Origin of the sequence: Moorena sp. SIO1F2 (assembly GCF_010672755.1) — a bacterium.
Classification (GTDB): Bacteria; Cyanobacteriota; Cyanobacteriia; order Cyanobacteriales; family Coleofasciculaceae; genus Moorena.
This window is the reverse complement of record NZ_JAAHFV010000024.1, coordinates 1-25,417: the sequence shown is the minus strand read 5'-3', so window position 1 is coordinate 25,417 and position 25,417 is coordinate 1. Positions and strand designations below refer to the sequence as shown.

At 44.5% G+C, this 25,417-nt stretch carries 24 protein-coding genes; 13 read left to right on the top strand and 11 right to left on the bottom strand.

Annotation, left to right across the window (positions count from 1 at the left end):
* The first annotated feature begins 48 nt into the window (after positions 1-48).
* The gene (locus F6J94_RS05370; RefSeq protein WP_293037729.1) at positions 49-3,297 is read left to right on the top strand and encodes a filamentous hemagglutinin N-terminal domain-containing protein; all 3,249 of its coding nucleotides are present in this window, start codon (positions 49-51) and stop codon (positions 3,295-3,297) included.
* Positions 3,264-3,485: a hypothetical protein gene (locus tag F6J94_RS05365; RefSeq protein WP_293037725.1), complete on the top strand. Its 222-nt coding sequence runs from the start codon at positions 3,264-3,266 to the stop codon at positions 3,483-3,485. The genes F6J94_RS05370 and F6J94_RS05365 overlap by 34 nt, the downstream gene beginning before the upstream one ends.
* Here F6J94_RS05365 and F6J94_RS05360 read toward each other — a convergent pair.
* From F6J94_RS05360 to F6J94_RS05350, 3 genes are all read right to left on the bottom strand, one after another.
* The gene (locus tag F6J94_RS05360; RefSeq protein WP_293018240.1) at positions 3,445-4,254 is read right to left on the bottom strand and encodes a TIGR03943 family protein; all 810 of its coding nucleotides are present in this window, start codon (positions 4,252-4,254) and stop codon (positions 3,445-3,447) included. The two genes, F6J94_RS05365 and F6J94_RS05360, sit on opposite strands and share 41 nt — an antisense overlap.
* A 107-nt stretch (positions 4,255-4,361) precedes the next feature.
* A complete protein-coding gene (locus F6J94_RS05355) occupies positions 4,362-4,493 on the bottom strand; it encodes a hypothetical protein (RefSeq protein WP_293037722.1) in 132 nt (43 codons plus the stop codon).
* A gap of 183 nt (positions 4,494-4,676) precedes the next feature.
* Positions 4,677-5,678, bottom strand: coding sequence for a permease (locus F6J94_RS05350; RefSeq protein ID WP_293018236.1), 1,002 nt, complete (start codon positions 5,676-5,678; stop codon positions 4,677-4,679).
* Between the two features lie 272 nt (positions 5,679-5,950).
* On the opposite strand from F6J94_RS05350, the gene F6J94_RS05345 reads away from it, so the two are divergent.
* The 5 genes from F6J94_RS05345 (at position 5,951) to F6J94_RS05325 (ending at position 11,320) form a co-directional block, all read left to right on the top strand.
* The gene (locus F6J94_RS05345) at positions 5,951-7,324 is read left to right on the top strand and encodes a hypothetical protein (protein WP_293037719.1); all 1,374 of its coding nucleotides are present in this window, start codon (positions 5,951-5,953) and stop codon (positions 7,322-7,324) included.
* 79 nt (positions 7,325-7,403) lie between these two features.
* Positions 7,404-7,538 carry a hypothetical protein gene (locus F6J94_RS05340; protein WP_293037716.1) on the top strand — a complete coding sequence of 45 codons (135 nt, stop codon included), beginning with the start codon at positions 7,404-7,406 and terminating at the stop codon, positions 7,536-7,538.
* Positions 7,539-7,759: 221 nt separating this feature from the next.
* The gene (locus tag F6J94_RS05335; RefSeq protein ID WP_293037713.1) at positions 7,760-9,853 is read left to right on the top strand and encodes a glycosyltransferase family 39 protein; all 2,094 of its coding nucleotides are present in this window, start codon (positions 7,760-7,762) and stop codon (positions 9,851-9,853) included.
* A 417-nt stretch (positions 9,854-10,270) separates the two neighbouring features.
* On the top strand, positions 10,271-10,735 hold the full coding sequence (locus F6J94_RS05330) for a hypothetical protein (RefSeq protein ID WP_293037710.1): 465 nt from the start codon (positions 10,271-10,273) through the stop codon (positions 10,733-10,735).
* 354 nt (positions 10,736-11,089) lie between these two features.
* Entirely contained in the window at positions 11,090-11,320 is a 231-nt protein-coding gene (locus F6J94_RS05325; RefSeq protein ID WP_293037707.1) for a hypothetical protein, read from the top strand.
* 453 nt (positions 11,321-11,773) lie between these two features.
* Here the strand turns inward: F6J94_RS05325 and F6J94_RS05320 are convergent, their stop codons facing one another.
* Complete coding sequence (locus F6J94_RS05320; protein ID WP_293018227.1) at positions 11,774-12,028, bottom strand: hypothetical protein; 255 nt, start codon at positions 12,026-12,028, stop codon at positions 11,774-11,776.
* 133 nt (positions 12,029-12,161) lie between these two features.
* Positions 12,162-12,389: a hypothetical protein gene (locus F6J94_RS05315; protein WP_293037704.1), complete on the bottom strand. Its 228-nt coding sequence runs from the start codon at positions 12,387-12,389 to the stop codon at positions 12,162-12,164.
* 283 nt (positions 12,390-12,672) lie between these two features.
* Between F6J94_RS05315 and F6J94_RS05310 the strand changes: the two genes are divergently transcribed.
* The 3 genes from F6J94_RS05310 to F6J94_RS05300 all read left to right on the top strand — a co-directional run bounded on the left by F6J94_RS05310 (position 12,673) and on the right by F6J94_RS05300 (position 15,750).
* Positions 12,673-13,113, top strand: a complete 441-nt coding sequence (locus tag F6J94_RS05310; RefSeq protein WP_293037701.1) for a hypothetical protein — start codon at positions 12,673-12,675, stop codon at positions 13,111-13,113.
* A gap of 75 nt (positions 13,114-13,188) precedes the next feature.
* On the top strand, positions 13,189-15,561 hold the full coding sequence (locus F6J94_RS05305; RefSeq protein WP_293037698.1) for a tetratricopeptide repeat protein: 2,373 nt from the start codon (positions 13,189-13,191) through the stop codon (positions 15,559-15,561).
* A 3-nt stretch (positions 15,562-15,564) separates the two neighbouring features.
* Complete coding sequence (locus F6J94_RS05300; RefSeq protein WP_293037695.1) at positions 15,565-15,750, top strand: hypothetical protein; 186 nt, start codon at positions 15,565-15,567, stop codon at positions 15,748-15,750.
* A 137-nt stretch (positions 15,751-15,887) separates the two neighbouring features.
* Here F6J94_RS05300 and F6J94_RS05295 read toward each other — a convergent pair whose 3' ends face one another.
* Entirely contained in the window at positions 15,888-17,108 is a 1,221-nt protein-coding gene (locus tag F6J94_RS05295) for a transposase (RefSeq protein WP_293037692.1), read from the bottom strand.
* Between the two features lie 137 nt (positions 17,109-17,245).
* Between F6J94_RS05295 and F6J94_RS05290 the strand changes: the two genes are divergently transcribed.
* Positions 17,246-18,439 (top strand): HhoA/HhoB/HtrA family serine endopeptidase, encoded by a 1,194-nt coding sequence (locus tag F6J94_RS05290; RefSeq protein WP_293037689.1) that lies wholly within the window; start codon positions 17,246-17,248, stop codon positions 18,437-18,439.
* Here the strand turns inward: F6J94_RS05290 and F6J94_RS05285 are convergent.
* The 5 genes from F6J94_RS05285 to F6J94_RS05265 form a co-directional block, all read right to left on the bottom strand.
* Complete coding sequence (locus F6J94_RS05285) at positions 18,398-18,583, bottom strand: hypothetical protein (protein WP_293037686.1); 186 nt, start codon at positions 18,581-18,583, stop codon at positions 18,398-18,400. The genes F6J94_RS05290 and F6J94_RS05285 overlap by 42 nt on opposite strands.
* Positions 18,584-18,681: 98 nt before the next feature.
* Positions 18,682-20,019: an ATP-binding protein gene (locus F6J94_RS05280; RefSeq protein WP_293037684.1), complete on the bottom strand. Its 1,338-nt coding sequence runs from the start codon at positions 20,017-20,019 to the stop codon at positions 18,682-18,684.
* 10 nt (positions 20,020-20,029) lie between these two features.
* On the bottom strand, positions 20,030-20,194 hold the full coding sequence (locus F6J94_RS05275) for a hypothetical protein (RefSeq protein ID WP_198953976.1): 165 nt from the start codon (positions 20,192-20,194) through the stop codon (positions 20,030-20,032).
* A 372-nt stretch (positions 20,195-20,566) separates the two neighbouring features.
* Positions 20,567-22,477 carry a molecular chaperone DnaK gene (dnaK, locus tag F6J94_RS05270; RefSeq protein ID WP_293037681.1) on the bottom strand — a complete coding sequence of 637 codons (1,911 nt, stop codon included), beginning with the start codon at positions 22,475-22,477 and terminating at the stop codon, positions 20,567-20,569.
* Between the two features lie 663 nt (positions 22,478-23,140).
* Positions 23,141-23,422, bottom strand: a complete 282-nt coding sequence (locus tag F6J94_RS05265; RefSeq protein WP_293037677.1) for a hypothetical protein — start codon at positions 23,420-23,422, stop codon at positions 23,141-23,143.
* Positions 23,423-23,672: 250 nt separating this feature from the next.
* Here F6J94_RS05265 and F6J94_RS05260 point away from each other — a divergent pair, with 250 nt between their 5' ends.
* Positions 23,673-23,834 carry a hypothetical protein gene (locus F6J94_RS05260; protein ID WP_293037674.1) on the top strand — a complete coding sequence of 54 codons (162 nt, stop codon included), beginning with the start codon at positions 23,673-23,675 and terminating at the stop codon, positions 23,832-23,834.
* A 25-nt stretch (positions 23,835-23,859) separates the two neighbouring features.
* Positions 23,860-24,870, top strand: coding sequence for a tRNA dihydrouridine synthase DusB (gene dusB / locus F6J94_RS05255; protein WP_293037671.1), 1,011 nt, complete (start codon positions 23,860-23,862; stop codon positions 24,868-24,870).
* Positions 24,871-25,417: the final 547 nt, after the last annotated feature.

The following is a 25,417-nucleotide window of genomic DNA, read 5'->3' as shown; positions in this document are numbered from 1 at the left end:
GGAGATCAATATGTATTGATTACTGAACCGGAACGGTTGGTAAATTAGGTGAAGCCATTTAGTGATAAAATTCCCCTAACGCGATCTCAAGACATAACAAGAAAGCTGAATATGGGAGCAGGAAAGCCGGTGCTCACCCTCACCGCAGGTTGGGCTAGGGCAATGTCAATCACCCTGGGTGGGGTAACCCTAGCCATGTCGGGAAACTGTGTTTTAGCCGACTATGCCTTGGCGGACATTGTTCCAGATCTGACATTGGGTTCAGAAGGGTCTGTGGTGATACCTAATACCACCGTCCGAGGAGAAATCGGGGATGTGATCGAAGGTGGCGCAACACGAGGTGCTAACCTATTCCACAGTTTTCAGGAATTTAATGTTGGGGAACTGCAACGGGTTTATTTTGCTAATCCCTCTGGGATCGAGAATATTCTAACCAGGGTAACTGGGGGGAATCTATCCAATATTCTAGGGACTTTGGGAGTAGATGGACCAGCAAATCTGTTTTTGCTCAATCCCAATGGCATTGTGTTTGGCTCCCAGGCAAAATTAGATGTAGCTGGTTCGTTTTTTGCGTCTACTGCTAATAGCTTGGTATTTGGTGATGGGCTGGAGTTTAGTGCCACATCCCCACAAGCCCCGCCACTGTTAACGATTAATATTACTCCAGGATTGCAGTATGGTAAATATGACCCCAGGACAACAATTACAAATGCTGGGAATTTAGCTGCTGGAAAAGACTTGACCCTAGCAGCAGGCAATCTCGATTTACAGGGTCAACTGGATGCTGGTAGGAATTTGACTCTGTTGGCAGAAGATACAGTCAACATCACCGATAGTGTAGCGCAACCGTTTAAAGCGTACTCTGGTGGTTCGCTACTGATTCAGGGAAATCAGTTAATTACTATTGCAGCAAAGAACCATTCCGATAGTGGTTTATTGGCTGGGTTGGATTTACGGTTGCGCTCTGCTAATCCCATCACCGGAGATACTAACTATACCGTTGGCGGAAATATCATCATTGAGCAGTTGGATGGTAACCCAGGAAATTTCATCAGTCCCAATGATCCCATTATTCTGGCCAATGGGGATGTCAGTTTAGGAAACTATACCGGAGCATCACTGCATATTTTGGCAGGAGGTAGTGTTACCGTTGGTGACATCGAAATTAACTCTACCGATACCGGGGATAATGCGATTAGCCCTAGTAACTCCAATCCGTTTTTGGCTAGTCTGGCTAATGTCACCTTGTCGGACGAAGCGAGAACCTCTGTAGTGATTGATGGCAGTAAGCGACCTACTTTAGATATCCGTGCTGGCATAGATTGGACATTACTCGGCGGTTTTCCAGGAAATACCGATAGTGGTAACCTTGCGCCTAACTTTGGCAGTGCTGCTACTAGTGCAAATATCGAAATTGGTGAGGTCTCGATTAATGCTCCCAATGGACTGGTATTGTTAACGAATCAGTATCAACCTAACCCATCCTTAGTTAGTGACACCCTTAAAATTAGTTCGCTTCTGACTGGTGATGGTACGGATAAAAATAACTTCAAGACATTGAATAGCCAGAGGTTTTCAGGAAATGGTGGCTCGGTCTTGATTGATTATCGTGGGGGGATTGACATAAGCGATCGCATTGATGCGTCTTCCGCTTCTGGGCAAGCAGGGGATATTACTGTGATTACAAATGGTCAACTATCCCTTGAAAGTGACAAAAGTTTCATTATTAGCAATACCTTTGGCACCGAAAAAGCTGGGGATATTACTATCGATACTGGGTCACTCTTTGCCACAGGCGGTGCTCAAATCGAAACCAGTACCTTTGGTCAAGCAGATGCTGGGAAAATTACCATTGTTGCTGATGATACAGTAACCTTTGACGGATTCGCACTACAGCCAGAGGATCGGGACATATCTGATCGAGCAACGGGTCCAGTCAATATTATCAGAGAAGGGGCTGAAGGTAACAGTGGTGGTATTTCGATTACCACAGGTTCCTTGTTTATAACTGGTGGGGCTCAACTCCAAGTCAGAGTTGGAGATCGACAGACCAATGACGAATCCAATGACAAATCCGTTGGTAACTCGGGGGATATTGAAATTTTTGCCCGTGATACAGTTTCCTTTGGCCCCGGGCAGACCGAATTTGGTGGTACTGCCGTCACTAGTATCGAGAAGCAAGGTGAGGGTAAGGCTGGTGATATTAATATTAAGGCAAGGTCGGTTTCTTTAACTGTTGGTTCACTGCAATCTAACACCCTAGGTAAAGGGGATGCGGGTAACGTAGAAATTATCGCTACAGAGACAGTCACCTTCGACAAAAGTCCTAATTCTATTCTCAGTAGGGTTAACCCAGAGGGTAAGGGCAATGGCGGCGATGTTCACATAGAAACTGGGTCACTTTTCCTCACCAATGGTTCTCGTATTATTTCTGAGACACGAGGCACAGGAAATGGCGGTAACGTCACAATTAAGGCACGGGATCAGGTGATTTTCGATGGGGTAGGGACTGAAGATGATCCTCTGTGTGATGATATATGTCCCAATGGTGTGTTCAGTAGTGTCTCATCAAAAGCGATGGGAAATGGTGGAAACATAGATATCTCAACTAATCAGCTAATACTGCGAGGTACCGGCAAGATTTCTGCTGAGGCTTTTAAGAATCAGAATTTCCCACAAGTCAAGGGCGGCAACATCGATATTGAGACCGAATTACTGATTGCCTTTCCCCCAACTCCTCCTGATGGTAGCGATATCCTTACCAAAGCTCCAACGGGTCAAGGGGGTGATATCACAATCGATGCCTTCACCATTTTGGGTGATATTGAAGAGCGCCCAGCCACTGATGGCAATAGCACCAATGATGTAGATGCCACTGGTAGTATAAACGGTAATGTAACTCTCAACATCACCAATGACTTCCTGGAGCGCGAGCCAAACAGCTTACCCACGGAACCGGGCAAAGCTCAATTTTACCAGCGCTGTCAACCAGGTAATAGCTCTGGCAGTAGGTTTATCAATACTGGACGTGGCGGCATACCCCCTCGCCCAGGTGAAATCAGCAGCAATACCCTTTGGGAAGATATACGCCGTCCCACTGCCCGTGGACGGTATCGCTCCCGTACGGCATTGGTGAAGCCCCCCGTTAAGCCCCCCACTACCCCTAAGCCAAAACGGATTATAGAAGCTCAAGGCTTGATGATTGATGCTGATGGCAATATCTTTCTGACTGCTTATCCCACTACCGTGACACCGGATGGGTCTTGGCGGCTGTCTGGAGAGTGTGGGCACAGGTAGTGTGGGGAGATGGGGAGTGTGGGGAGATGGGGAGAATTGAGGTAAATTTTAAATTCAATGTTCACAACTCCGACTCCCTACTCCCTACTCCCTACTCCCTACTCCCTACTCCCTACTCCCTACTCCCTACTCCCTACTCCCTACTCCCTAATAATAATAAGGATTTTTCGGTTCAGGAATTTTCTTAATCCCACTGGCTTCAATCACCAGCTGGCGTCTATCATCCAAGGTTTCAGTAATCATTTGACCTTCAACCTCGATCCAGGTATCGGAGGGATAATCATTACGGTTTTCATTAATTTTTACTGGCAAACCCAAAGGATAAGCGTCAGCAGCACAACAGGTAATCACAAACCGGGAAATTAAGAGATGGTCTGGAGGGAGATTAGGAGCAATTACTACAAAACCATCCACTTTTACCTTTTGACCGGTATAGGCATCTGGTTCAGGATAAACATTCAAAAGCTTGATCCATTCAATTAGGGTGCGCTTTTCAGGATTGCTAGCACTGCGAAAGGATTGCGGTTGCGATCGCGTTATGGTGGGGGAGTCGGCTATACCCCGGTGTAGGGCGGTTTGGCTAGTAAATGCCTTGGGTGTCACGATTAAACCAACCATTGCCGTAGCGATTAGGAAGCCACTACTCCAACTAGGGGGAAATAAAGTTGTATGTTGAACAGCTGGTCTAGTTACTGCCTTACCTAATCGGTGTTTACGCTCTAACTTCAGGAGTTGGGATAACCTCAACCCTGATATTAACAATAAAATTATACCAGTGATAACTACCAAGCTAAAGTAATTGGGATGAATTAACAAACTTAACTCACCAGTTAGCCAGGATTTCAACAATAAAACTCCCCATAACGCTAAGGAAATTACTTCTGAAAGAGGAATTGACCAGTTTCTCCTGTAAGAACTTTTTCTGGACAAACGTCCTGAATGGTTAGATGGATTCATAATTAACAAGTCAATTGATTGTAGGAAGATTTAAAATTTAATCTAGGGAGTCGGAAATTTAGAATTAATAATTTAGAATTAATAATTTAGAATTTAGAATTTAGAATTTAGAATCGGGAGTAGGGAGTAGGGAGCAGGGAGTAGGGAGTCGGGAGTCGGGAGTCGGGAGTCGGGGTTAAGAGTTTGAGGCGGGGGCGGGGGAATACATTTTGGTAAACGTTTATTACTGGATTTAACACTTCTGTTAAAATTGATCGTCACCCTTAATCTTTCATCATTTATCCTTAATAATTAACATTTTATAATCAGTAAATAGTTTTCATTATACTTATTATTCCCGATTCCCTACTCCCTACTCCCTACTCCCTACTCCCTACTCCCTACTCCCTACTCCCTACTCCCTACTCCCTACTCCCTACTCCCTAACTCACATACAAATTAAGAAACAAAGTCAATAAAAATGTTAATTGCCCTGCTATTAGAAATAGGTAAATGATTGACTTGGTTTTAAATACAGATAACAGTAAACCGATGGCTTTGATGTCAATCATTGGTCCGAAGATTAGAAATGCTAACAACGAGCCACTGGTGAAGGTTGAGGCAAAGGCGAGGGCAAAAAATGCATCGACGGTGGAACAGATGGATACTACAGCGGCCAATAGCATCATGGCCAAAATAGACATCACTGGTCCTTGACCGAGGCTAATGATAATATCACGGGGGATAACGACTTGAATGATGGCTGCGATCGCACTACCTAAAACTAGGATTGAGCCTAGCTCCCGAAACTCTTGTATAGCATTTTCGACAAAGAGCTGTAGTCGATCAGATAAGGGTTTAGTATTTATGTTCTGGCTAACGGGTGTGTTTAAGACATTAGCGTCTAAGGGCAAAGGTGTACCAGATTGACCGAGTAAATATGAGCCTGATTGTAGTAATGCTGGCTTATCCTCAGCAAATTTCCTTGGTCTAGAGCGAAACACTGCTCGTTGCAGTAGGGGGCCTAAGTCTTTCTGAGTACTGAAGACACAGCCGATAAAGATGGAAATACTTAAGGAAAATAAAATTCGCAATACCCAGATTTCCGGCTGGTCTCGAAAGGCTACCCAAGTTGACCAAATTACTACAGGATTGATGGTTGGGGCTGCGAGCAAAAACCCAATTGCTACTGGTGCTGGTGCTCCCTGGCTCAGCAACCGCCTAGCCACTGGCACATTACCACACTCACACACTGGGAACAAAAAGCCGACACAACTACCAAAAACTGCTCCTAGAAAGGGGTGGCGAGGCATACTAGCAATTAGCTTGCGCTCATCCACAAAAAACAGCAATAAGCTGGAGAGAATAACCCCCAGTAGCAAAAAAGGTGTTGCTTCAACCAACAAACTCAAGAATAGGGTGAAGGCGTTGTTGAGCTGATTCATGCATTTTCCTATTTATGCTTGAGCAACGTGTTAAGCAAGAGAAAAATCAAAGGTCAAAGGTCAAACACTAGTCTAGGGCAAGGCTTTTGGCTACCAGCGATAGGCAAATTTAATCGGGAATACCTTACCTGATACCAGATGATTCTTTTCTTTTCTAGCATAGAGGCTAGCTGTTTCCCCGTAGGGTGGCGCTTAGCTACACTTCATGAGAGGGTTGGGAATAGGTGACAGTGTTACTATCCTTGTTACTATCCTGATGAAAGGGTAAGCCAATGTCTGACCTAAGCAAAATAGTATACCCTAATCTTGACCTATTCCTCTACGATCTACGGGAAGGTCTAGGGCAAGACCCGGAAATTATTGATCACAACCGTGAACGATTCTGGCAAAGAATCTATGGTCATCCCGAGGGTGATGAATCAGACCTGATCCTAGAGCCCACCTTACTGGCTAAGCTCAAACAGGCAGAACGCTCAGAATCTAGGTTGGTGGAACTATTGGGTGCTGATGTGGTCAAGCATTTCGAGCGTCCTTTGGAAGGCTACTACTACCCTATCCAAATTGGTAACACTTACGCCCTTCAGGTCAACTGTTCCGGAGTTTATGCTGATGGTATCAGACAATCCAACCATTCCCCCCAACCCATTACAAATATTAAGAAAATCCAAGGGGAAATTCTTGCCCACATCAATCACCAACCTGGAGCAATTGGTCAAACTTGGATCATGTGGGGTCAACTGTGTGACCGTGATCAAGACCCGACACAAATTGCCCTAGAATGCTACAAGCAACTGGTGTCTCAATCCGACTGGTCAAGAGACTTCCAAGCCCAAGGCAAAGTGCTAGGGGGGACTTTATTTGAATTTTGGCGTCCTCCCGCCGATTGGTCAGAGCCAGAAGCGATCAAGCACAACCATCATTTGTTAATCTGGTTGTTTCCCAAAAAGCGGTCTATTGATTCTATCATCGACACCATTACTGGCATTTATATAGACTTAATTTACCTATTGTATTATCGTAACAAAATTCTTTGGGCTTATGGTGAAATTAACAGACCACTAGCAGAACTTAAAGCTGATCTAGTCTCAGTTAAAAGTACTATTGATCAGATCAGTATGTTACCCCAAAATACAGTAAAATTAAGGGAAATACTAAGCAATAATCTCAACCTATTGTCTCGTTATGCTACTAATTTAGGGAGGCTGGATTCCCAAACCCAAACCATTAAAACCAATATCGAAGATTACCAACAACGATTGATTAAATTAAAACAGGTTTATCAACGGAGTGATTGGCACATTCTGGGAGAGTTTAGGGATTTAGCAGCTAGCCAATATCTGCAACAATTGGAGATGGAGCATGGCAGATTAAAGTCTGGTTTAACCTTACTAGAAAATCTAATTCGGACAGTAGATGGCATGACCCAAACTTACCAAACTCAGAGTAATCGCAGCTTACACCAAAGCATTGCTCTGGCTGGTGTGGGAGTAGCAACCAGTAGCATTACCGCTACTGTCCTAGTTAAACAACAACCCCCTGATAATAATAGTATCTTTATAGTAACACCAGCTTTTGCCTGGAGTATTCTCACTGGTGCGATCGCTACTCTGGTAATGTGGATAATTTTACGGTTATTTAGTCGTTAAGGGAATAGGGAACAGGGAGTAGGGAGTAGGGAGTAGGGAGTAGGGAAATGGGGAGATGGGGAGATGGGGAGATGGGGAGATGGGGAGATGGGGAGATGGGGAGATGGGGAGATGGGGAGATGGGGAGTCGGGAGTCGGGAGTCGGGAGTCGGGAGTCGGGGTAATAAAATTGAATGTAGCTGATCAGCTTAAAAAACGTTATATAAATTATTAAAAATAAGGGTTAATTATAACTGTTTCATTTCAATAAAAATGCCTTGTTTAATACGTTTTGTATTAAACAAAAAACCTTGAAATAAGAGTCAATAATAATTGCTAAAAATTTTAAATTACTAAGCTAAATCATTCCCGATTCCCGATTCCCGATTCCCGATTCCCGATTCCCGATTACCTGTTACCTACTCCCTACTCCCTACTCCCTACTCCCTTTCCTTTATGTACTTAAAAAAATCCCAAACCGCTTTATTACTGCTGCTGTGGATTACAATTGGGGCTTTGCTGCGCTTTGCTGGTCTACGGGTTTTACCTCCTTGGACTGATGAATGTGCGACAACAGTATTTAGCTTGGGCAACAGTTTTTACTCGTTACCTCTGAATCAGTTTATGGGAGTAGAAACGCTATTAAGCCCACTACAACCGTCTGCTGAGGCTGGCATTAGTAATGTTATTCATTATTTATTAACGGAAAGTACCCATCCCCCAGTTTATTTTGCTCTGACTCATCTGTGGTTGAAACTATTCCGATTAGAGGATGGTATGGTTTCCATTTGGGCAGTGCGATCGCTTTCTGCTTTATTGGGAGTAATCTCGATTCCTGCTATCTTTTGCCTAGGTCGGCTGGCCTTTCGCTCACTATTGGTAGGTCATATAGCAGCAGCAATGATGGCTGTCTCTCCTTTCGGGATTTTCCTCGCTCAACAGGCTCGTCATTATACTCTGGCTATTTTGCTAGTGATAGCATCTCTGGGTTGCTTGGTGAAAGCGGTAGAGTTAATCCACCGTGGTGAACGGTTGCCTAGTTGGCTAGGGTTAGCGTGGGTGGGAGTGAATAGTCTGGGCATTGCTACCCATTATTTTTTTATCCTGACTTTAGGTGCGGAAGCGATCGCATTATTCGGACAAGCTTGGCGACAAACTCAGCAAGACCGACTAGCTTTGATCAAACCTTACTGGTGGCGGATTTATGGAGTAGCTATCGGTTCCTTAGCCGGATGTTTAGTGTGGATACCGGCCTTACAAGCGATTCATGATAGTCCCCCTACCCAATGGATTTATAGCCAAAATGCGATCGCACGATGGATTGAACCCATAGGACGATTCTTACTATGGCTGTTCAGTATGGTGTTACTGCTACCTTCTTCTTTCTATGACCTATCCCTAGAAATTATTATTGTTTCCGGTATAGTTACGTTAATCCTGGTGATTTGGATAGTATCCCATCTCCGCTATGGACTGAAATTGCAGCAACTCGATCACCATAACCGTTTCGCTTTCACAATCCTAAGGGAGTATGTCTTAGCAGCAATTGGGTTATGTTTAGTCTTGACCTGGGGTTTCGGTATAGATTTAAGCACAGCCCCTCGTTTTCACTTCGTCTACTTTCCAGCAGTGATCCTCTTGGTGGCAGCAAGCTTAGGTGGTTGTTGGAATCAGATAGTGGGGAATAGGGAACAGGGAATAGGGAACAGGGAGCAGGGAGCAGGGAGCAGGGAGCAGGGAACAGGGAGCAGGAACCCTCTTGATCAGGGGGGGAAAGAATACCGAAGTCTTAATCAGGAGCGGACAGAGCTGGGATCCCCCCTAACCCCCCTTAATAAGGGGGGGAAAGAGGAGGGAATAGGGAACAGGGAGCAGGGAAATGGAACAAAATCCGATGTACCTGATCGGGATGACAAAGGGTATACAGCAAATTCCGCCCCCCTAACCCCCCAATTCTGGGGGGAATTAGCGGATGCTTCGCTTTTTGACAGATGGGGATTTAGGGGGCTTGCAGCTAAAGGCAGTGAGGTCAATTCATCTGAAAAAGGCTATAAGTCTTACTTTGGCAGAAGGATAGTTGTAGCGGTATGGTTGATTGGGCTGTTGGGTGGATTAGTGACAGTCTCGAATCTTGGTTATCTTCAAAACGAACGCCCGGATCTATTAGTGTCTATTATTAACGAAGCAAGTGAAGCACCGGTTGCGATCGCAACGACCTACAAACACCATGGACAGACCGGGCGCATGATGGGATTAGCTTGGGGATTGAAAGGTATGGCTGTTGCTAATGGTTCTAATGATAATTCCAGGGATTTTCCCCAATTTTTCTTAGTAGATCGTGACCGGAATAGTTCCAGTTACGAGGATTCTGTCAAACAATTGCAACAAAAATTAATGGAATTGCCACGACCACTAGACTTATGGTTAGTCAATTTCCGTACCAAAATTGACCTAGAATCTCAGCAATGTTTTCGAGAAAAGCGCTCTCGAAAGTGGGCTGGTCAATACAGTTATAAGCTTTATCGATGTGTTGGGGAAAATCGAAACTGATCCGTTGCAGAAACGAGCAACATCATAGTAAAGTACTGAGGGGAAGTGATTCATTGTCAAATGAACCACTAGATCTAGTAAAGTACAGAGGGAGCATGCCAGTGATGCAGATCACTTATTCAGAGCATTTGTACTAAAGCTATCAGCTTGAGCGCTACGCGCACGCTACGCGAACAGCGAACAGCGATTAGCGCTACGCGCACGCTACGCGAACAGCTAATGCGCTAGGCTCACACTAATTGAGGTGTTTATGGGGAAAGTGCCACCTTGAGGTGCTTTTGAATAAAATAAGCTGACTGCTGAATGCTGAATGCTGAATGCTTACCTTTCATCTGCTCCCAAGTACAGAGATGGTAACCAAATATCTAAAAAACGGTTACCAATCAATTTTTAGTATTTCAAAGGAAAAAACCAAAAATGAATCGTATTTACACACTTTGTTTGAGTTTTGCTCTAGCCGTGATCATACTTTTTAGCGGTGGAGTAGCTTTTGCCAGCAAACTACCTGAACTCGGAACCTACGTTTCTGAAGACAACAACTTCACAATCCAGATTACCGATAAAGATTCAAGCATTGGTCGAATCACCGCTGTTTATACGACGACTTACAGTCCTGTAGGAGCATTTAGCAAAAGTGGTAATATCGGGAATTTCGGTTGGGTCACTAATCAGGAGAAGGGTCGGTGTTGCGACACCGCTCCTTTTTCGATAAGTTTCACCTTACAAGAACGGCCTTCTGGTTGGCCTTATGCTATTCGTGATACATGGGCAGGTGCCTACCTAGACGGCAACAAGCTCCAGATGGGGGGCGTCCGTTCCTATGTCAATAAAGAGGGTGTTGTGGAAGTATCAAGCCTTGGAACCTTGACGTTTTATAAGTAAGATTTTCACAAACAAACAGTCGCGAATACATTTTTAACCTTTTCAAAGGTAAAGTCGAGATAAACAATACCCTGTAATAAGGGAAGCTCAAAGGAGCAATCAATAGAACGGTAGTCAAATGACTGCCGTTTTTTTGACGATTTATCGCTATCTATGGCAGTTCTCAATTGTTTCCCCTTCCCTGCTCCGTTCGCGGTGGCCCACGGCCTTAGTCACTACTCCCTACAAGGCAACACAAAAGTTCCTTACCCAATTCAGAAGTGTTATAAAAAGGTAAGCATTCAGCCTAATGCTGACAGCTGACGGTTGACAGCTGATTGCTTACATAAAAAAATAAAACCTAGTCAAACTACCATGGATAAAGATACTAAATTTGCTTTACTAGTTATTGCTATTCCCCTGTGTGGGTTAATTTATTGTGGCTCAGCAATAGCAGTGATGGTTTACAGCGAATATGTAAGAGAACATCCCCTGACATTTGGTACCCTTTTCCTACTAATTCCCTTCGCTACCGGAGCATTCATTTGGCTGAGAGCTTCCGCTAAAGCTTATCAAGGAAAGGAAACAGAGAGAATTAAGAATTAAGAATTAAGAATTGAGAATTAAGAATTGAGAATTAAGAATTGAGAATTAAGAATTGAGAATTTAGGTAAGCATTCAGGCGTCAGACTTTAACGGAAAGCGGAAAGCTGTTCGCGTAGCGTGCGCGTAGCGCTAATCGCTGTTCGCTGATACCACCGATCACTAGCCTGCCCGTAGCTCATAGCCTGATCGGTGATAGGTGAATGCTTACGAATTTATAATTCTCAATTCTTAATTCTCAATTCTTAATTCTACATTCTTAATTCTACATTCTTAATTCTACATTCTTAATTCTACATTCTTAATTCTTCAACTTCCAAAAAAAAATAGCCGCAGAAATAATTTCCACGGCTAGAGGTTTTAATGATGACTACAATTTTTCAACCAAACCTAAACACAATCCCATGTCATGAGACCTAATGTTTCGGCCAGGGGGGTTACCCCCCCTAAATTAGTTTAATCGATAATCAGGTACTTGGTCATCATCGTGATGAATTCTCCTGGGATGCCAGTGGGCTGAAGGGGGCTCCACTCGGAGATTTCCGCGTAACGCAGCGCATAAAGGGTATGCATGGTTTTGATTATTGCCTTACGTGACCCTTTTAAAATGTGCTTAACTGGGTATTTTTTTTGAGAAGGTTCCTGAGGAGTATTAGCGGGAGTAATCTCTTCAGGATTGTTGTTTTCGTTTGGGATAAACTCTTCAGTCATCGTTAAAACCTTTGTTTGACATTTATACTATAATAATAACGATTATAAATTGTTTTGTCAAGGAATTTTATAATTGATTTTCTGAGGGTATATTGAAATAAATTGTACAGAATTAAGAATTAAGAATTAAGAATTAAGAATTGAGAATTAAGAATTGGGAATCGGGAATCGGGAATCGGGAATCGGGAATCGGGAATCGGGAATCGGAAATCGGGAATCGGGAACAGGGAAAAGAGGGGAATTTGGGAATGCGTTCGCTTTTAGCGTGACCTTTGGTCAATCGCGTAGTCTGACCTACGTTCAATCCCGTAGGGTCTCTTTCAGAGAATCGCATTTTTTTACGAGTAAATGGAAGAGGCAAGAGTAGTGAGGAGTTTTTGGTGTGACTATAAATCAACATTAGGGTTAATGATCTCGTGGAAAATGCTATCCTGAGCATATCTGTTGCTCAAAACACTCTTTGAGATTATTTGATGACAATTTAATCCGTTATATTTTTTGATTAAAATCTAATCTATGAGATTCTTTAAAAAGATTTTAATCCGTTATATTTTTTGATTAAAATCTAATCATATTTAGAAAATATTGTTAGACTTATTGTTATATATATTGGTTGGTATACAGCAGCTTAATTCTATTGGCTTATGGCACTAGTAATACTTTCAGCAACAGAGATCGCTACTCTGGCTTTCAAGAAGTTTCTGGAATCTGGAGCTGGGGAGTTAGCCAAACATTTCACCGCAGCGGCAATCGCCAAGATGGATAAGCTCCGTAAAATGGTCTGGGACAAGTTACGGAATAATCCTAAAGCTGAAAATGCTCTTACCCTGGTTGAAAAAGGCTCTTCGAGTGATTTAGAACGAGTGGCTGATTACTTGAAAGTGGTTATGAATGAACAACCAGAGTTTGCTAAAGAAATTCAGGCAATCGCTCAAGAAATTAATAGTGGGAAGATACACGACAACAGCAGCAATACTATGAATATTAATGACAACGGTAAAGGTTTACAAAACAATATTGACAATATTGAGGGTGGTACTAATTATGTTGCTCAAGAGATGCATATTCATCAAGGGTCTGATTAGCTGAAGTCGTCCGACCGGGAACGGACAAAATTAAATCCCCCTACTAACATTACTAATCGTGGCACTCCCCACTTTGTGGGGAGACAAGATCAACTTGAGCAGCTCCATCGGGAACTTCAACAGACCGATAAACTAGCAATTTGTGCAATTGCCGGAATGGGCGGTGTTGGCAAAACCGAGTTAGCTCTACAATATGCTCTGAAATATCAGGAAAATTACCCTGGGGGTTTGTGCTGGTTGCAAGTGCGCGGTGCAGATCTCGGGACTCAACTTGTTAGTTTTGCGCGTACGGAATTAGGATTAAACATTCCAGATCAACTAGAATTCAACGACCAGGTAAGATACTGCTGGAGAAATTGGCCAGAAGGAACAGTATTGATCGTGCTGGATGATGTTCTTTCTTTCGGCAATGACTATAAACAGAGAATTGAACCCTACTTACCTCCAGCCCAATCTCGATTCAAAGTACTGATCACTAGTCGTCAGCGTCCAGGAGCTTCTTACCGACGAATTGACTTGGATGTATTATCCCCAGAAGCAGCATTGGAATTATTGTGTACCCTTGTTGGTAAAGAGCGCATTGAGAAAGAACTAACAGAAGCACAAGCCTTATGTGAATGGTTGGGTTATTTGCCTTTGGGGTTGGAGTTAGTAGGACGATATTTAGATATACATCCGAGTGTAACCATTGCTAAGGTTCAGAAACGTTTAGAGAAAAAGAAATTAGCAGCAAAGGCATTACTTTCTCAAGAAGAACAAGGGCAAATGACAGCCCAGTTGGGAGTAGCAGCAGCGTTTGAGTTATCCTGGCAGGAGTTGCCACTAGAAGCCCAGCAGTTGGGATGTCGTTTGAGTCTGTTTGCTCAAGCTCCTTTTGATTGGTTCCTGGTAGAGTCTTGTGTTATCGAAACTGAAGATGAAGATGACTGGGAAGAAGAACAAGAAGAATTAGAAGAATTACGCGTTCGCGAAGCGTGGCCTACGGCCAATCGCTTTCTGGTCAATCGTAATCTCTTGAAACTGACTGAAGTGCAAACCTATCGCTTGCATCAACTAATTCGAGAATTTTTCCTGACCAAGCTGGCTCAATTACCAGAGGCCGATAGCTACAAGCGAAGCTTTTGTCGAACAATGGTAGCTGTAGCCCAGGAAATTCCCGACAGACCAACTCGCGATCAGATTGCCGTATTCACCACCGTCATCCCTCACTTAGAGGAAACGGCCACAGTCCTAACTGACTGGCTGAGGGATGAAGATTTAATAAAGCTCTTTGGTGCTTTGGCACAATTCTATCTCGGTAAAGGTACCTATGACCAGGCTCAACCCTGGTATCAGCAATGTTTAGAGATAACTAGAAGCCGTCTGGGTGATGACCATCCCTATGTCGGAGCAATTCTCAACAACTTGGGAGAAATCTACAGATTAATGGGGCGCTATGATCTTGCCGAACCCCTCTCTCAACAAGCTTTGGAGATGAGAAAGCAGCTGGTGGGTCACCACCATCCCGATGTGGTCACCAGTCTCAACAACCTGGCATTACTCTACAAGTCAATGGGGCGCTATCATCAAGCCGAACCCCTCTATCAAAAGGCATTGGAGCTATATAAGCAGCTGGTGGGTCACGACCATCCCGATGTGGTCACCAGTCTCAACAACCTGGCATTACTCTACAAGTCAATGGGGCGCTATCATCAAGCCGAACCCCTCTTAAAACAAGCTTTGGAGATGAGAAAGCACTTGCTGGGTCACGACGATCTCGATGTGGCCAACAGTATCAACAACCTGGCATCACTCTACCAGTCAATGGGGCGCTATGATGAGGCCGAACCCCTCTATCAACAGGCTTTGGAGCTGTTAAAGCAGCTGGTGGGTCACCACCATCCCAATCTGGCCACCAGTCTCAACAACCTGGGTTTACTATACTGGTCAATGGGGCGCTATGATCAGGCCGAACCCCTCTATCAACAGGCTTTGGAGATAAGAATGCAGCGGCTGGGTCAGAACCATCCCGATGTAGCCCAAAGTTTCAACAACCTGGCTGCACTCTACCAGTCAATGGGGCGCTATGCTCAAGCCGAACCCCTCTATCAACAGGCTTTGGATATCAAAAAGCAGCTGCTGGGTCACCACCATCCCTCGGTGGCTGCCAGTCTCAACAATCTGGCATTACTCTACCAGTCAATGGGGCGCTATGATCAGGCCGAACCCCTCTATCAACAGGCTTTGGAGATCACAAAGAAGCTGCTGGGTGAGGAGCATCCCGATGTAGCCCAAACTCTCAACAACCTGGCATTACTCTACCATTATCAGGGGCGGTACGAGAAGGCGGAACCCCTCTTTGTCCAGGCATTGGAGATTGCAGAACGGAACTTAGGGTCAGATCATCCTCACACTGTAAAGTTTCGTAATAATCTCCAAATTTTGCGCGATATCCTTAATAATACCTAATTTTTGAGGTATTTTCGGAATAAATTGGGTGATTTGGCGCGATTTATTCATAAAACTGATCAGTTATCAAAAGCAATTGTAATTGACAGGAAGCGATTGACCTTTGGTCACGCTACGCGATCGCATTCTCAACCCAACAACGAAACAATAGCTCTATTTACCAAAATCCTATCAAAAGCGCTACAATAGAATATTACCCTATATTATTCCCACACCCCATACCCCCGCCCCACCAGCTATTTCACGTAACTCCAAAATATTCTTCGGTCAACACTTCACATTTTTCATTGACACCCTCCCCGGCGTGACCCGTAGGATTCCAAACATCACTGTTTGGGCTTCCTCTTTCTTAGAGTCGATTTACTTAAGCTGGTTTCCCCACTTAAGCAGAGATCAATCTCTCCGGAGGCGTTAATTTCCGTCTGCCCGACGGTATTTGATAGCTTATGAAGTGCAGATTTAAGAATGTTGATTGCAGCATTTTTATCACGGTCTGCAACATATCCACAATGTTGACATCGATGGGTTCTAGTGCTGAGAGTTTTGACAACTTGCTCTCCACAATTTGAGCAGTCAACGGAGGTATATGCAGGTTCGACAGCAATAACTGGAACCCCATAGATTCTACCAAAATACTCTAACCATTCTCGAAATCTGTACCATGCAGCGTCACTAATTGACTTAGCTAGTTTGTGGTTCTTAAGCATGTTTCTTATCCGTAGGTTTTCAATCGCGACCAAGTCGTTAGACTGGATGACGTGTTGGGCTAACTTGCAAACCCAATCGTTACGTCTGCGTGAAACCTTGAGATGCGCTCTACCCAATCTATTTCTGGCTTTTTTACGATTCTGACTTCCTTTTTGAGTTCTTGACAAACGACGTTGCAACTTCTTTATTTTGCCTTCATCTTTTCTCAAGAACCTAGGATTTTCTATCTGTGTGCCAGAACAATCTGTGTAGAAATAATTAAGTCCAACATCTAGCCCGGTTTGTTTTCCTGTGAGTTCTTTTTTCTCCTCTCTAGTATGGTCGATCACAAATTGAGCATAATACCCGTCATGCCTTCTGATTACTCGTACTCTTTTAATTTGCTTCAGTTGGTAGAAGTGTAGATTTCGACTTCCCCAGAGTTTAAATGTACCTGCCTGAAACTTGTCTGAAAACGTTAAATAACGTTTGTCTTCCGATAGTTTCCATCCAGAGGTTTTATATTCAACAGATGCTCTAACTTGGTATTTTTTAAACTTTGGAAAGCCTTTTTTCCCGGGAAGTTTTTGGCGACAATTCCTATAGAACCGTTCTATTGATGCCCAGGCTCTTTCTGCCTGTGCTTGTCGAGCCATTGAGTTGAGCTTACTTACCCAAGGGAACTCAGGACTATCTGACAGCACCTTGCAGTAGCTATAAGCATCCTTGCGACTTTTGATTTGACCGTCCATCCAGGATTTGATTATGCTGTTCCTAACAAAACGGCCAGTACGGATGGCTTCATCTAGCCTCCTATACTGGGACTTTGTTCCTTGCAGCTTCATCTCGTAGACAATCATGTTTGATCTGTGTCGATCACTAGTAACTACGATAGCATAAGGTTAACCGTTTTGGAAGGACGGGGCTTTAAACCCGCTTTTTTCGGTAAAGTGTAAGTATACAGACCCCAAAAGCAATTAGTGAAATTACGAGAACCATGAGTTTATCCCTAAAGCAGCTGACCGTTTATCTGACATTGCTGGGCTTGGGCGGAGGTGCAGGGGTTTTGGGTAGTCGCTATCTCATGGCAGAGCAAGAGGTAATCAGACGCCCACAAATCGTTCCAGCAGTATTACAACCATTCACGCCACAACGATCAACAGTTACACCCCAGAAAAACCTGAATTTCATTGCTAAAGCGGTAGAAAAAGTAGGTCCGGCAGTGGTGAGAATCGATGCAGCCCGTCAAGTATCACGGGATATCCCACAACCCTTCCAAAATCCCTTCTTTAGGCGCTTTTTTGGGGAAGACCTGCCCATGCCACAACCGCGCATCGAGCAAGGCACCGGCTCTGGGTTTATCCTCAGCTCCGATGGACGCTTGATTACCAATGCCCACGTTGTAGAAGGCACAGAAGAGGTTAAAGTCACCCTAAAAGACGGTCGCAGCTTTGACGGTCAAGTGGTGGGCACTGACCCAGTCACCGATGTAGCCGTAGTCAAAATTGAAGCAACGGACTTGCCCACAGTCAACTTGGGTAAAGCTGAGAATTTGACCCCAGGAGAATGGGCGATCGCTATTGGTAATCCCCTCGGTTTAGATAATACTGTAACCGTCGGTATCATCAGTGCCTTAGGGCGCTCCAGTTCCCAAGTCGGGGTTCCTGAAAAACGGGTCAGCTTTATCCAAACTGATGCCGCCATTAACCCTGGTAATTCTGGTGGTCCCTTGTTGAATGCCACTGGTGAAGTGGTTGGGATTAACACCGCTATTCGAGCCAATGCCCAAGGCTTAGGGTTTGCTATCCCCGTGGAAACTGCGGAACGGATTGCTAATCAACTATTTTCTAAAGGTAAAGTTGAGCATCCTTACCTAGGCATTCAGATGGTGACCTTGACCCCAGAGTTGAGAGAAAAAATTAATCTCGACGAAAACTTTGACATTAAAGTCAACCAAGATGATGGGGTTTTAATCGTCCGGGTGGTGCCAGGCTCCCCCGCCCAGAGAGCTGGTTTCAAATCAGGAGATATCATTAAAACCGTTGCGTCGAAAGCAGTTAAAAATGCCACTGAGGTTCAGCAGGGTGTAGAAGCCTCAGAAGTTGGTGCCCAGTTAGAGGTGGAAGTGCTTCGTAACGGTAAGACCAAATTAATCACCGTGCGACCAGGGGCTTTTCCTATGGAAAATTGATGATAATAGAGGGAGTAGGGAGTAGGGAGTAGGGAGTAGTGAATCGGGAATCGGGAATCGGGAATCGGGAGTCGGGGAAGTTGATTCAAGAAATAAGGCGATTTTTATAATAAATGTGATAAGTGTGATATAATAGCAAATCAAGATAGTTGAATGAATTGATTGTGACTAGGTGGGCAGTAGCTAGCTACAGGATTAGCAAGCTGAGTTAATCGGTCTGTGTACTGCCCACCCTACATCTCCTACATCTCCCGACTCCCGACTTCCTCTGCGTGTAAAAAATCAATAAACTGTCGTGCTGTCCTACCAGAGAAACCATTGGCTCGGATTGCCCACTGTAAGGCACGACGTCTGATTTCACTAGGCTCAAGGGGGATTTGGGCTAGGGTAGCTAAATGTTGGACAATCTTCAAGTAGGTTTTCTGGTCAGCTTTCTCAAAGGTTAAGGTTAAGCCAAAGCGATCGCTAAACGAGAGTTTCTCGTGAACCGTATCCCAACCATGGACTTCTTCATTGCTAGGACGGGGACGGTCATCAAAGAATTCTCGAATCAAGTGTCGTCGATTAGAGGTAGCATAAACCACAACATTGTCAGGTCGTGCCGTTAAATTCCCTTCCAACATTACCTTTAAGGCTTTGTAGGAATCATTATCCTCTTCAAAGGATAAATCATCGATAAAGATAATAAATTTTTGAGGCTGGTCTCGCAATTGCTCGGTAATTACCGGTAAATCAATCATCTCTGATTTCGGGACTTCAATAATTCGCAATCCCTGCTCACCGTATTCATTTAACAACGCCTTGACCAAAGAAGACTTACCTGAACCGCGACTACCGTAAAGTAATACATTCAGGGCTCGGTAGCCTTTCAGCAGAAACTCTGTATTCTTAAGCAATTGCGTCCGCGCCAATTCATAGCCCACCAGCTCACTGAGTCTAATCGGATCTGGATTGGCAATACCAAACAACTGACCGGATTGCCAACGAAACCCCTGATAGTCAGCAAAAATTCCAGTCCCAAATTCTCGATAGTATGCCGCGATCGCCTCCAAGCCATCAGCCCAATTCTCTAAATTGTTTAGTTTAGCTTGTAGATCAGTTTGCCATCGAGTACGTTTATCACTCTGGTCAGCTCCCGACCTGGATTGACTTGACTCACAATTCCAAGGCACCAGTTCAACTGGTAAAACAGATGCTCTTTTGACCCACTTACAAAGTTGTTTACTGCTGCAATTATAGATATTTTTTAAAGCTTGTAAGTCATGACGAGCTGCCTCTACCAATGCTGGTGGTAATGTTTCTAATTCAGAACCTTGAACTTGCCTGGTAAAGGAATTATCAGCCCTCAGGATTTTCCTAAACAGATAATCTTGCCAACTTTGGTTTTTGTTAGCTAACCCTTGAAACCAGTCACCATAAGCTTTTAAACAACTGATGTCATCCACATCACTGTTCACCATAGCTTCTAATAGTTTCAAAAACGCTAAACCTACTCCTTCACTCAATACTGATTGATAAACTAGCAAAGATGCAGCTTGGTAGCGGAGGTATTGAATTGAATCAATCGTTTGTTTATCCACAATAGGGTTTTCAGTTGGGTAAGGTTTTTAGGGAGCAGGGAGTAGGGAGTAGGGAGTAGGGAGTAGGGAGTAGGGAATCGGGAATCGGGAATTCATAAGAGGCAAGAGGCAAGAGGCAAGAGGCAAGAGGCAAAAGTTTATTTAAGTTGGATTTTTTATGGTTTAAAAATGTCACATATAAACTACTTTAAAGATTTACTAATTTGGCCAAAAGTACTGATAACCCTATTTTTAATAAACTCTACTAACTGACGACTATTCCCTCTAGCCCTTTGCCTTTTGCCTAGACTTTAGCTACTAATTTATCATATAGCAATCCGTGTCGTAATTGTGAGAATTTTTTTCCCTATTCCCTATTTCCTATTCCCTATTCCCTATTCCCTATTCCCTACTCCCTACTCCCTACTCCCTACTCCCTAAAATCCAATAAACAAAAGGTTGATGAGCATTTTATCACTCATCAACCTTAATTACACTTTAGACAGAGATAGACTAACCTTTAGGATTTTCTGCCATTAGCTATTAGCCATTAACTATTACCAAACCCCTACTTGCTTTCAGAAAACTCAGCGTCAATGACATCATCACCACCAGAGCTACTAGAAGCACCAGCATCAGGACCTGGTGCGCCAGCATCAGTAGGCTGAGCAGCCCCCTCAGCTTGTTGATATAGGTTAGCACTAACACTGTAGAGAGCTTGTTGTAACTCAGTGGTCAGAGTCTTGATTTTCTCATCATCCTCTTGGGTAATTGCCTCTCGCAGGTCTTTGATCAACCCTTCGATCTTCTCCTTATCAGCTGCTGGCAATTTATCATCGAGTTCTTTAATCTGTTTCTCGGCCTGGTAGGTCAGAGAATCAGCTTGGTTCTTACGGTCAATCTTCTCACGACGCTCTTGGTCAGCCTCTGCATTAGCTTCAGCATCCTTCACCATCCGGTCTACTTCCTGATCGGATAGGGTGGACGCACCAGTAATGTTGATCGACTGTTCCTTACCAGTGCCCTTGTCCTTAGCGGTAACATTAAGGATACCGTTGGCATCAATATCAAAGGTTACCTCAATCTGAGGCACGCCACGGGGTGCAGGGGGAATTCCATCCAATCGGAAAGTTCCCAAGCTCTTGTTGTCAGAGGACATTTCCCGCTCACCCTGAAGAACATGGATTTCTACGTTGGTCTGACCATCCACAGCAGTAGAGAAGGTTTCTGACTTCTTGGTGGGGACAGTGGTGTTACGGGTAATCAGTTTGGTCATCACGCCACCGAGAGTTTCCACACCCAAGGACAAGGGGGTGACATCCAACAGTAGGATATCCTTGACTTCACCAGCCAATACACCACCTTGGATAGCAGCACCTACCGCTACCACTTCATCGGGGTTAACGGTCTGGTTAGGATCCTTGCCAAGTACCTTCTTGACCACCTGTTGCACTGCAGGGATCCGAGTAGAACCACCAACCAAGACCACCTCATCAATGGCACTCTTGTCGAGTTTGGCATCCTTGATAGCATTTTCTACCGGAATGCGGCAACGGTCGATTAAGTCAGAGCAAATATCTTCAAACTGACCCCTAGTCAAGGTCATATCCAGGTGCTTAGGCCCTTCTTGGGTAGCCGTGATGAAAGGCAAGTTAATGTCAGCTTGCATAACGCTAGACAACTCAATCTTGGCTTTCTCTGCGGCTTCAGTCAGACGTTGTAGAGCTTGCTTGTCCTTACGTAGGTCAATCCCTTCTGTCTTTTGGAACTCTTTGGCTAGGTGATCAACAATTTTCTTATCGAAGTCATCACCACCGAGGTGAGTGTCACCGGAGGTAGCTAACACTTCAAACACCCCGTCACCTACTTCTAGAATGGAGACGTCAAAGGTACCACCACCCAAGTCAAACACTAGGATAGTTTCGTTGCTCTTCTTGTCTAAACCATAAGCCAGAGACGCTGCAGTCGGTTCGTTGATAATCCGCAGCACTTCAACACCAGCAATCTTACCCGCTGCCTTAGTAGCTTGACGCTGGGAGTCATTGAAGTAAGCTGGCACAGTAATTACCGCTTGGGTAACGGTTTCCCCAAGATACTTGCTAGCATCATCAACCAGCTTGCGTAGCACCTGAGCTGATATCTCTTCTGGCGCAAATTGCTTTCCTTGAGCTGGGCTATCTAGCTTGACATTATCACCAACCTTGAGAGTTTTGTAAGATACTTCGGTAGCCTCGTTGGTGACTTCACTGTATCTACGTCCAATGAAGCGTTTGACTGAATAAAAAGTGTTTTCGGGGTTCATCACCGCCTGACGCTTAGCAATTTGACCGACTAAGCGATCGCCATTTTTGGCATAAGCTACGACTGAAGGGGTTGTCCGAAAACCTTCTGCATTAGCAATAACCGTGGGTTTACCACCTTCCATTACTGCTACACAGGAGTTTGTTGTACCTAAGTCAATTCCAACAACTTTTGCCATAAGAGTGTTCCGGGTGCCTATAACTACAAATACTGGTAGGGTAGGAGAGGATTAGAGAAGGATCCGTCAGATTGGTTCAAGGAATAACCGTTGCCAGTTTTTATACCATCGGTTGGATTACCATTATTTATACTGAACTTTATTTGCCAGTCTAATGAAGGGTGGTTTCCCGAACCTAAGATGGGACGGTTCTCTATTGATTGAACCTCCCCAACCTAAGAGGATGGGGATTCCCAGGCACAACCAACTAAGTGGCTGTTAACTCCATGGGCGTAACTTTCCCTCGTTCCGGGGGTAGCCGGGTAGGATTGATACCCAGTTTTTTCGTTTATTAACGCCATTGAGGGTAAAATTCATCCCCGACCTAAGAGGACGGGGATGAATTTTACCCTGGCCAAAGGCCACGCTACGCGAACAAACTCCCCTCTTCGATAACCGATTATCTACTGATTTTCTCGGTCAAGGGGCAGCAGGAAAGAAAAAAGTTATGGTTAATCAGCGCCATTTTCGATTAGGTGTGATAGTCGGAACATAGGGAAGATCACCGAAGTTGGGGAAGAATCCACCCAGAGTTCTGATTTCCGTCACGTTTCAATTAGGACTGCTATGGTCAAAACCCATGTCTGCTTTTTTCCTTATCCGTTTTTCTTGCCTTGCCTGTGTCTAATTTACGAAAATTAACTGCTGTTGGGATTGGTGTGAACCGTAAAAAATCAGTTGTGTTTGCCGTCTTGAGAGTAGTGGAGGAAACTGAAACCGGGTAGGGAGTAGGGAGTAGGGAGTAGGGAGTAGGGAGTAGGGAGTAGGGAATAGGGAATAGGGAATAGGGAGTCGGGAATAGGGAATAGGGAATAGGGAATAGGGAATAGGGAATAGGGAATAGGGAGTCGGGAACAGCGGATCTGGGAGTCGGGAGTCGGAAGCTGTGGGGAGATCGGGAGTCATAATTAAGTACTGCTATAAGTACTGCTATAAGTATGATCAGCTAAGTATGATCAGCGCTATATCTGTGTTCTGTCACTCTCGGAGATTGCGATCGCGCTTTCTTCTTAAAGTCACAGAGTTGTTGAGATTTAGCTCTATTCTTTGATTCTTATTAGAAAATACAGAAGCGATCGCCGTTTGTACAAGAGTTGAAGAAGCACAAAAGTTTTCCCAGACTGATCAAATACAGATTAGCGCTTTTCTCATAGTAATGAGGTACACATATTTTTACCCTGTTCCCTATTCCCTGTTCCCTATTCCCTATTCCCTGTTCCCTGCTCCGAACGCGCCCCGCGTGGCCTACGGCCTCAGTCCCTGCTCCCTAAAACCCATAACCTTGTACCTCACCCAATTGAAAAATGCTATTAGGTGATCACGACCGAAACAACAGGATAAGCATGCCAGTTCTATCTCCACAATTACAGCAACGGTTAGCGTCACCCCTTAAAATTGGCTCGGTTGAGGTCAACAGCCGGGTTTTACAGTCACCCCTGTCTGGAGTAACCGACTTGGTATTTCGTCGCCTAGTGCGTCGCTACGCCACTGAGTCGATGATGTATACCGAAATGGTTCATGCTAGCCAGTTAAAGTATCTCCGAGAATTGCCCAAGATTATGGAGGTAGACCCATTAGAAAAACCGATCAGTATCCAATTATTCGACTGTCGCCCGGACTTTCTGGCTCAAGCAGCACAAAGGGCAGTGGCAGAAGGGGCAGATACTGTGGATATCAATATGGGTTGCCCTGTTAATAAAATTACTAAAAATGGTGGCGGGTCTGCCTTACTGCGAGATCCAGAAACGGCGGAAGCAATTGTACGATCAGTAGTCAAGGCAGTGGAGGTACCTGTAACAGTCAAAACCCGTATTGGCTGGACTAATCAGGAGATCAATGCGGTAGAATTTGCCCAACGTATGGAAGATGCCGGGGCTCAGATGTTGACCCTCCATGGCCGTACTCGTGACCAAGGGTATAATGGCTCGGCTCGCTGGGAATGGATTAAGCGGGTAAAAGATGTGCTGTCTATCCCAGTGATTGCTAATGGGGATATTTTGTCCGTCGATGCAGCAGTGCGCTGCTTGGAAAAAACCGGTGCTGATGGGGTAATGTGTTCTCGGGGAACCCTGGGCTATCCGTTTCTAGTCGGAGAAATAGACTATTTCCTGAAAACTGGACAACTGTTACCCCCAACCACACCCGTACAACTGCTTGAATGTGCTAAGGAGCATTTACAAGGTCTATGGCACTATAAGGGGGAGCGGGGTATTTATCAGTCCCGGAAACACATGAGTTGGTACGCGAAAGGGTTTCCTGGAGCAGGGGAATTGCGTCAGAAACTCAGTAGAATAGAGACGGTTGAGCAAGGAGTTGAGTTGATTGAAAATGCGATCGCTAAACTTCATCAGTAAGCAATCAGCCCTCAGCCGTCAGCCGTCAGCTGATAGCTGATAGCTGATAGCTGATAGCTGATAGCTGATAGCTGAATCCTTACCTTCATCGAGATCAACCGCAATTGTTAATGAAATAGTCTTTTTTTCCAGTATTTGACGGTTTGACACTCCCCGTCCTATAAGAACGGGGATTCTTGGATCAACGACTCGTCTTGCGTGGGCCAGCCGGAACCAGGAAGAGTAGAGGACAAATCTCCCCGAGCGTTTAGATCATTTCAGATCCAGGTTCCGGTGTGCCCCACCGTACCTTTTTTTTATATTAGATAGATAGGTACTTTTTTTTATCTAAATTTTTCGGCAGACGTTTAAGTCGTTAGACCAAATTACGCAATATGTATCTGATACATATTTTTTACGTTGTCTACTTATGGTTAGATACTGGCTGCCTGACACATCTGTGTGAAACCAAGACGTATCAGGCTCGACACTGTAACGACTGAATCCGTGAGAACCAGATGCGATTGACATGCAGTCACGCTATCGCGTTCGTAAAAATCCTGACGAG

What these genes read in the sequence shown, in the direction of transcription:
- F6J94_RS05360 (WP_293018240.1), bottom strand. Translation starts at nt 4,254, where the DNA reads ATGAATCCATCTAACCATTCAGGACGTTTGTCCAGAAAAAGTTCTTAC.
- dusB (WP_293037671.1), top strand. Translation starts at nt 23,860, where the DNA reads ATGCCAGTTCTATCTCCACAATTACAGCAACGGTTAGCGTCACCCCTT.
- F6J94_RS05290 (WP_293037689.1), top strand. Translation starts at nt 17,246, where the DNA reads ATGAGTTTATCCCTAAAGCAGCTGACCGTTTATCTGACATTGCTGGGC.
- dnaK (WP_293037681.1), bottom strand. Translation starts at nt 22,477, where the DNA reads ATGGCAAAAGTTGTTGGAATTGACTTAGGTACAACAAACTCCTGTGTA.
- F6J94_RS05340 (WP_293037716.1), top strand. Translation starts at nt 7,404, where the DNA reads ATGGGGAGATGGGGAGATGGGGAGATGGGGAGATGGGGAGATGGGGAG.
- F6J94_RS05350 (WP_293018236.1), bottom strand. Translation starts at nt 5,678, where the DNA reads ATGAATCAGCTCAACAACGCCTTCACCCTATTCTTGAGTTTGTTGGTT.
- F6J94_RS05325 (WP_293037707.1), top strand. Translation starts at nt 11,090, where the DNA reads ATGGATAAAGATACTAAATTTGCTTTACTAGTTATTGCTATTCCCCTG.
- F6J94_RS05345 (WP_293037719.1), top strand. Translation starts at nt 5,951, where the DNA reads ATGTCTGACCTAAGCAAAATAGTATACCCTAATCTTGACCTATTCCTC.
- F6J94_RS05265 (WP_293037677.1), bottom strand. Translation starts at nt 23,422, where the DNA reads ATGACTCCCGATCTCCCCACAGCTTCCGACTCCCGACTCCCAGATCCG.
- F6J94_RS05335 (WP_293037713.1), top strand. Translation starts at nt 7,760, where the DNA reads ATGTACTTAAAAAAATCCCAAACCGCTTTATTACTGCTGCTGTGGATT.
- F6J94_RS05295 (WP_293037692.1), bottom strand. Translation starts at nt 17,108, where the DNA reads ATGATTGTCTACGAGATGAAGCTGCAAGGAACAAAGTCCCAGTATAGG.
- F6J94_RS05310 (WP_293037701.1), top strand. Translation starts at nt 12,673, where the DNA reads ATGGCACTAGTAATACTTTCAGCAACAGAGATCGCTACTCTGGCTTTC.
- F6J94_RS05320 (WP_293018227.1), bottom strand. Translation starts at nt 12,028, where the DNA reads ATGACTGAAGAGTTTATCCCAAACGAAAACAACAATCCTGAAGAGATT.
- F6J94_RS05260 (WP_293037674.1), top strand. Translation starts at nt 23,673, where the DNA reads ATGAGGTACACATATTTTTACCCTGTTCCCTATTCCCTGTTCCCTATT.
- F6J94_RS05330 (WP_293037710.1), top strand. Translation starts at nt 10,271, where the DNA reads ATGAATCGTATTTACACACTTTGTTTGAGTTTTGCTCTAGCCGTGATC.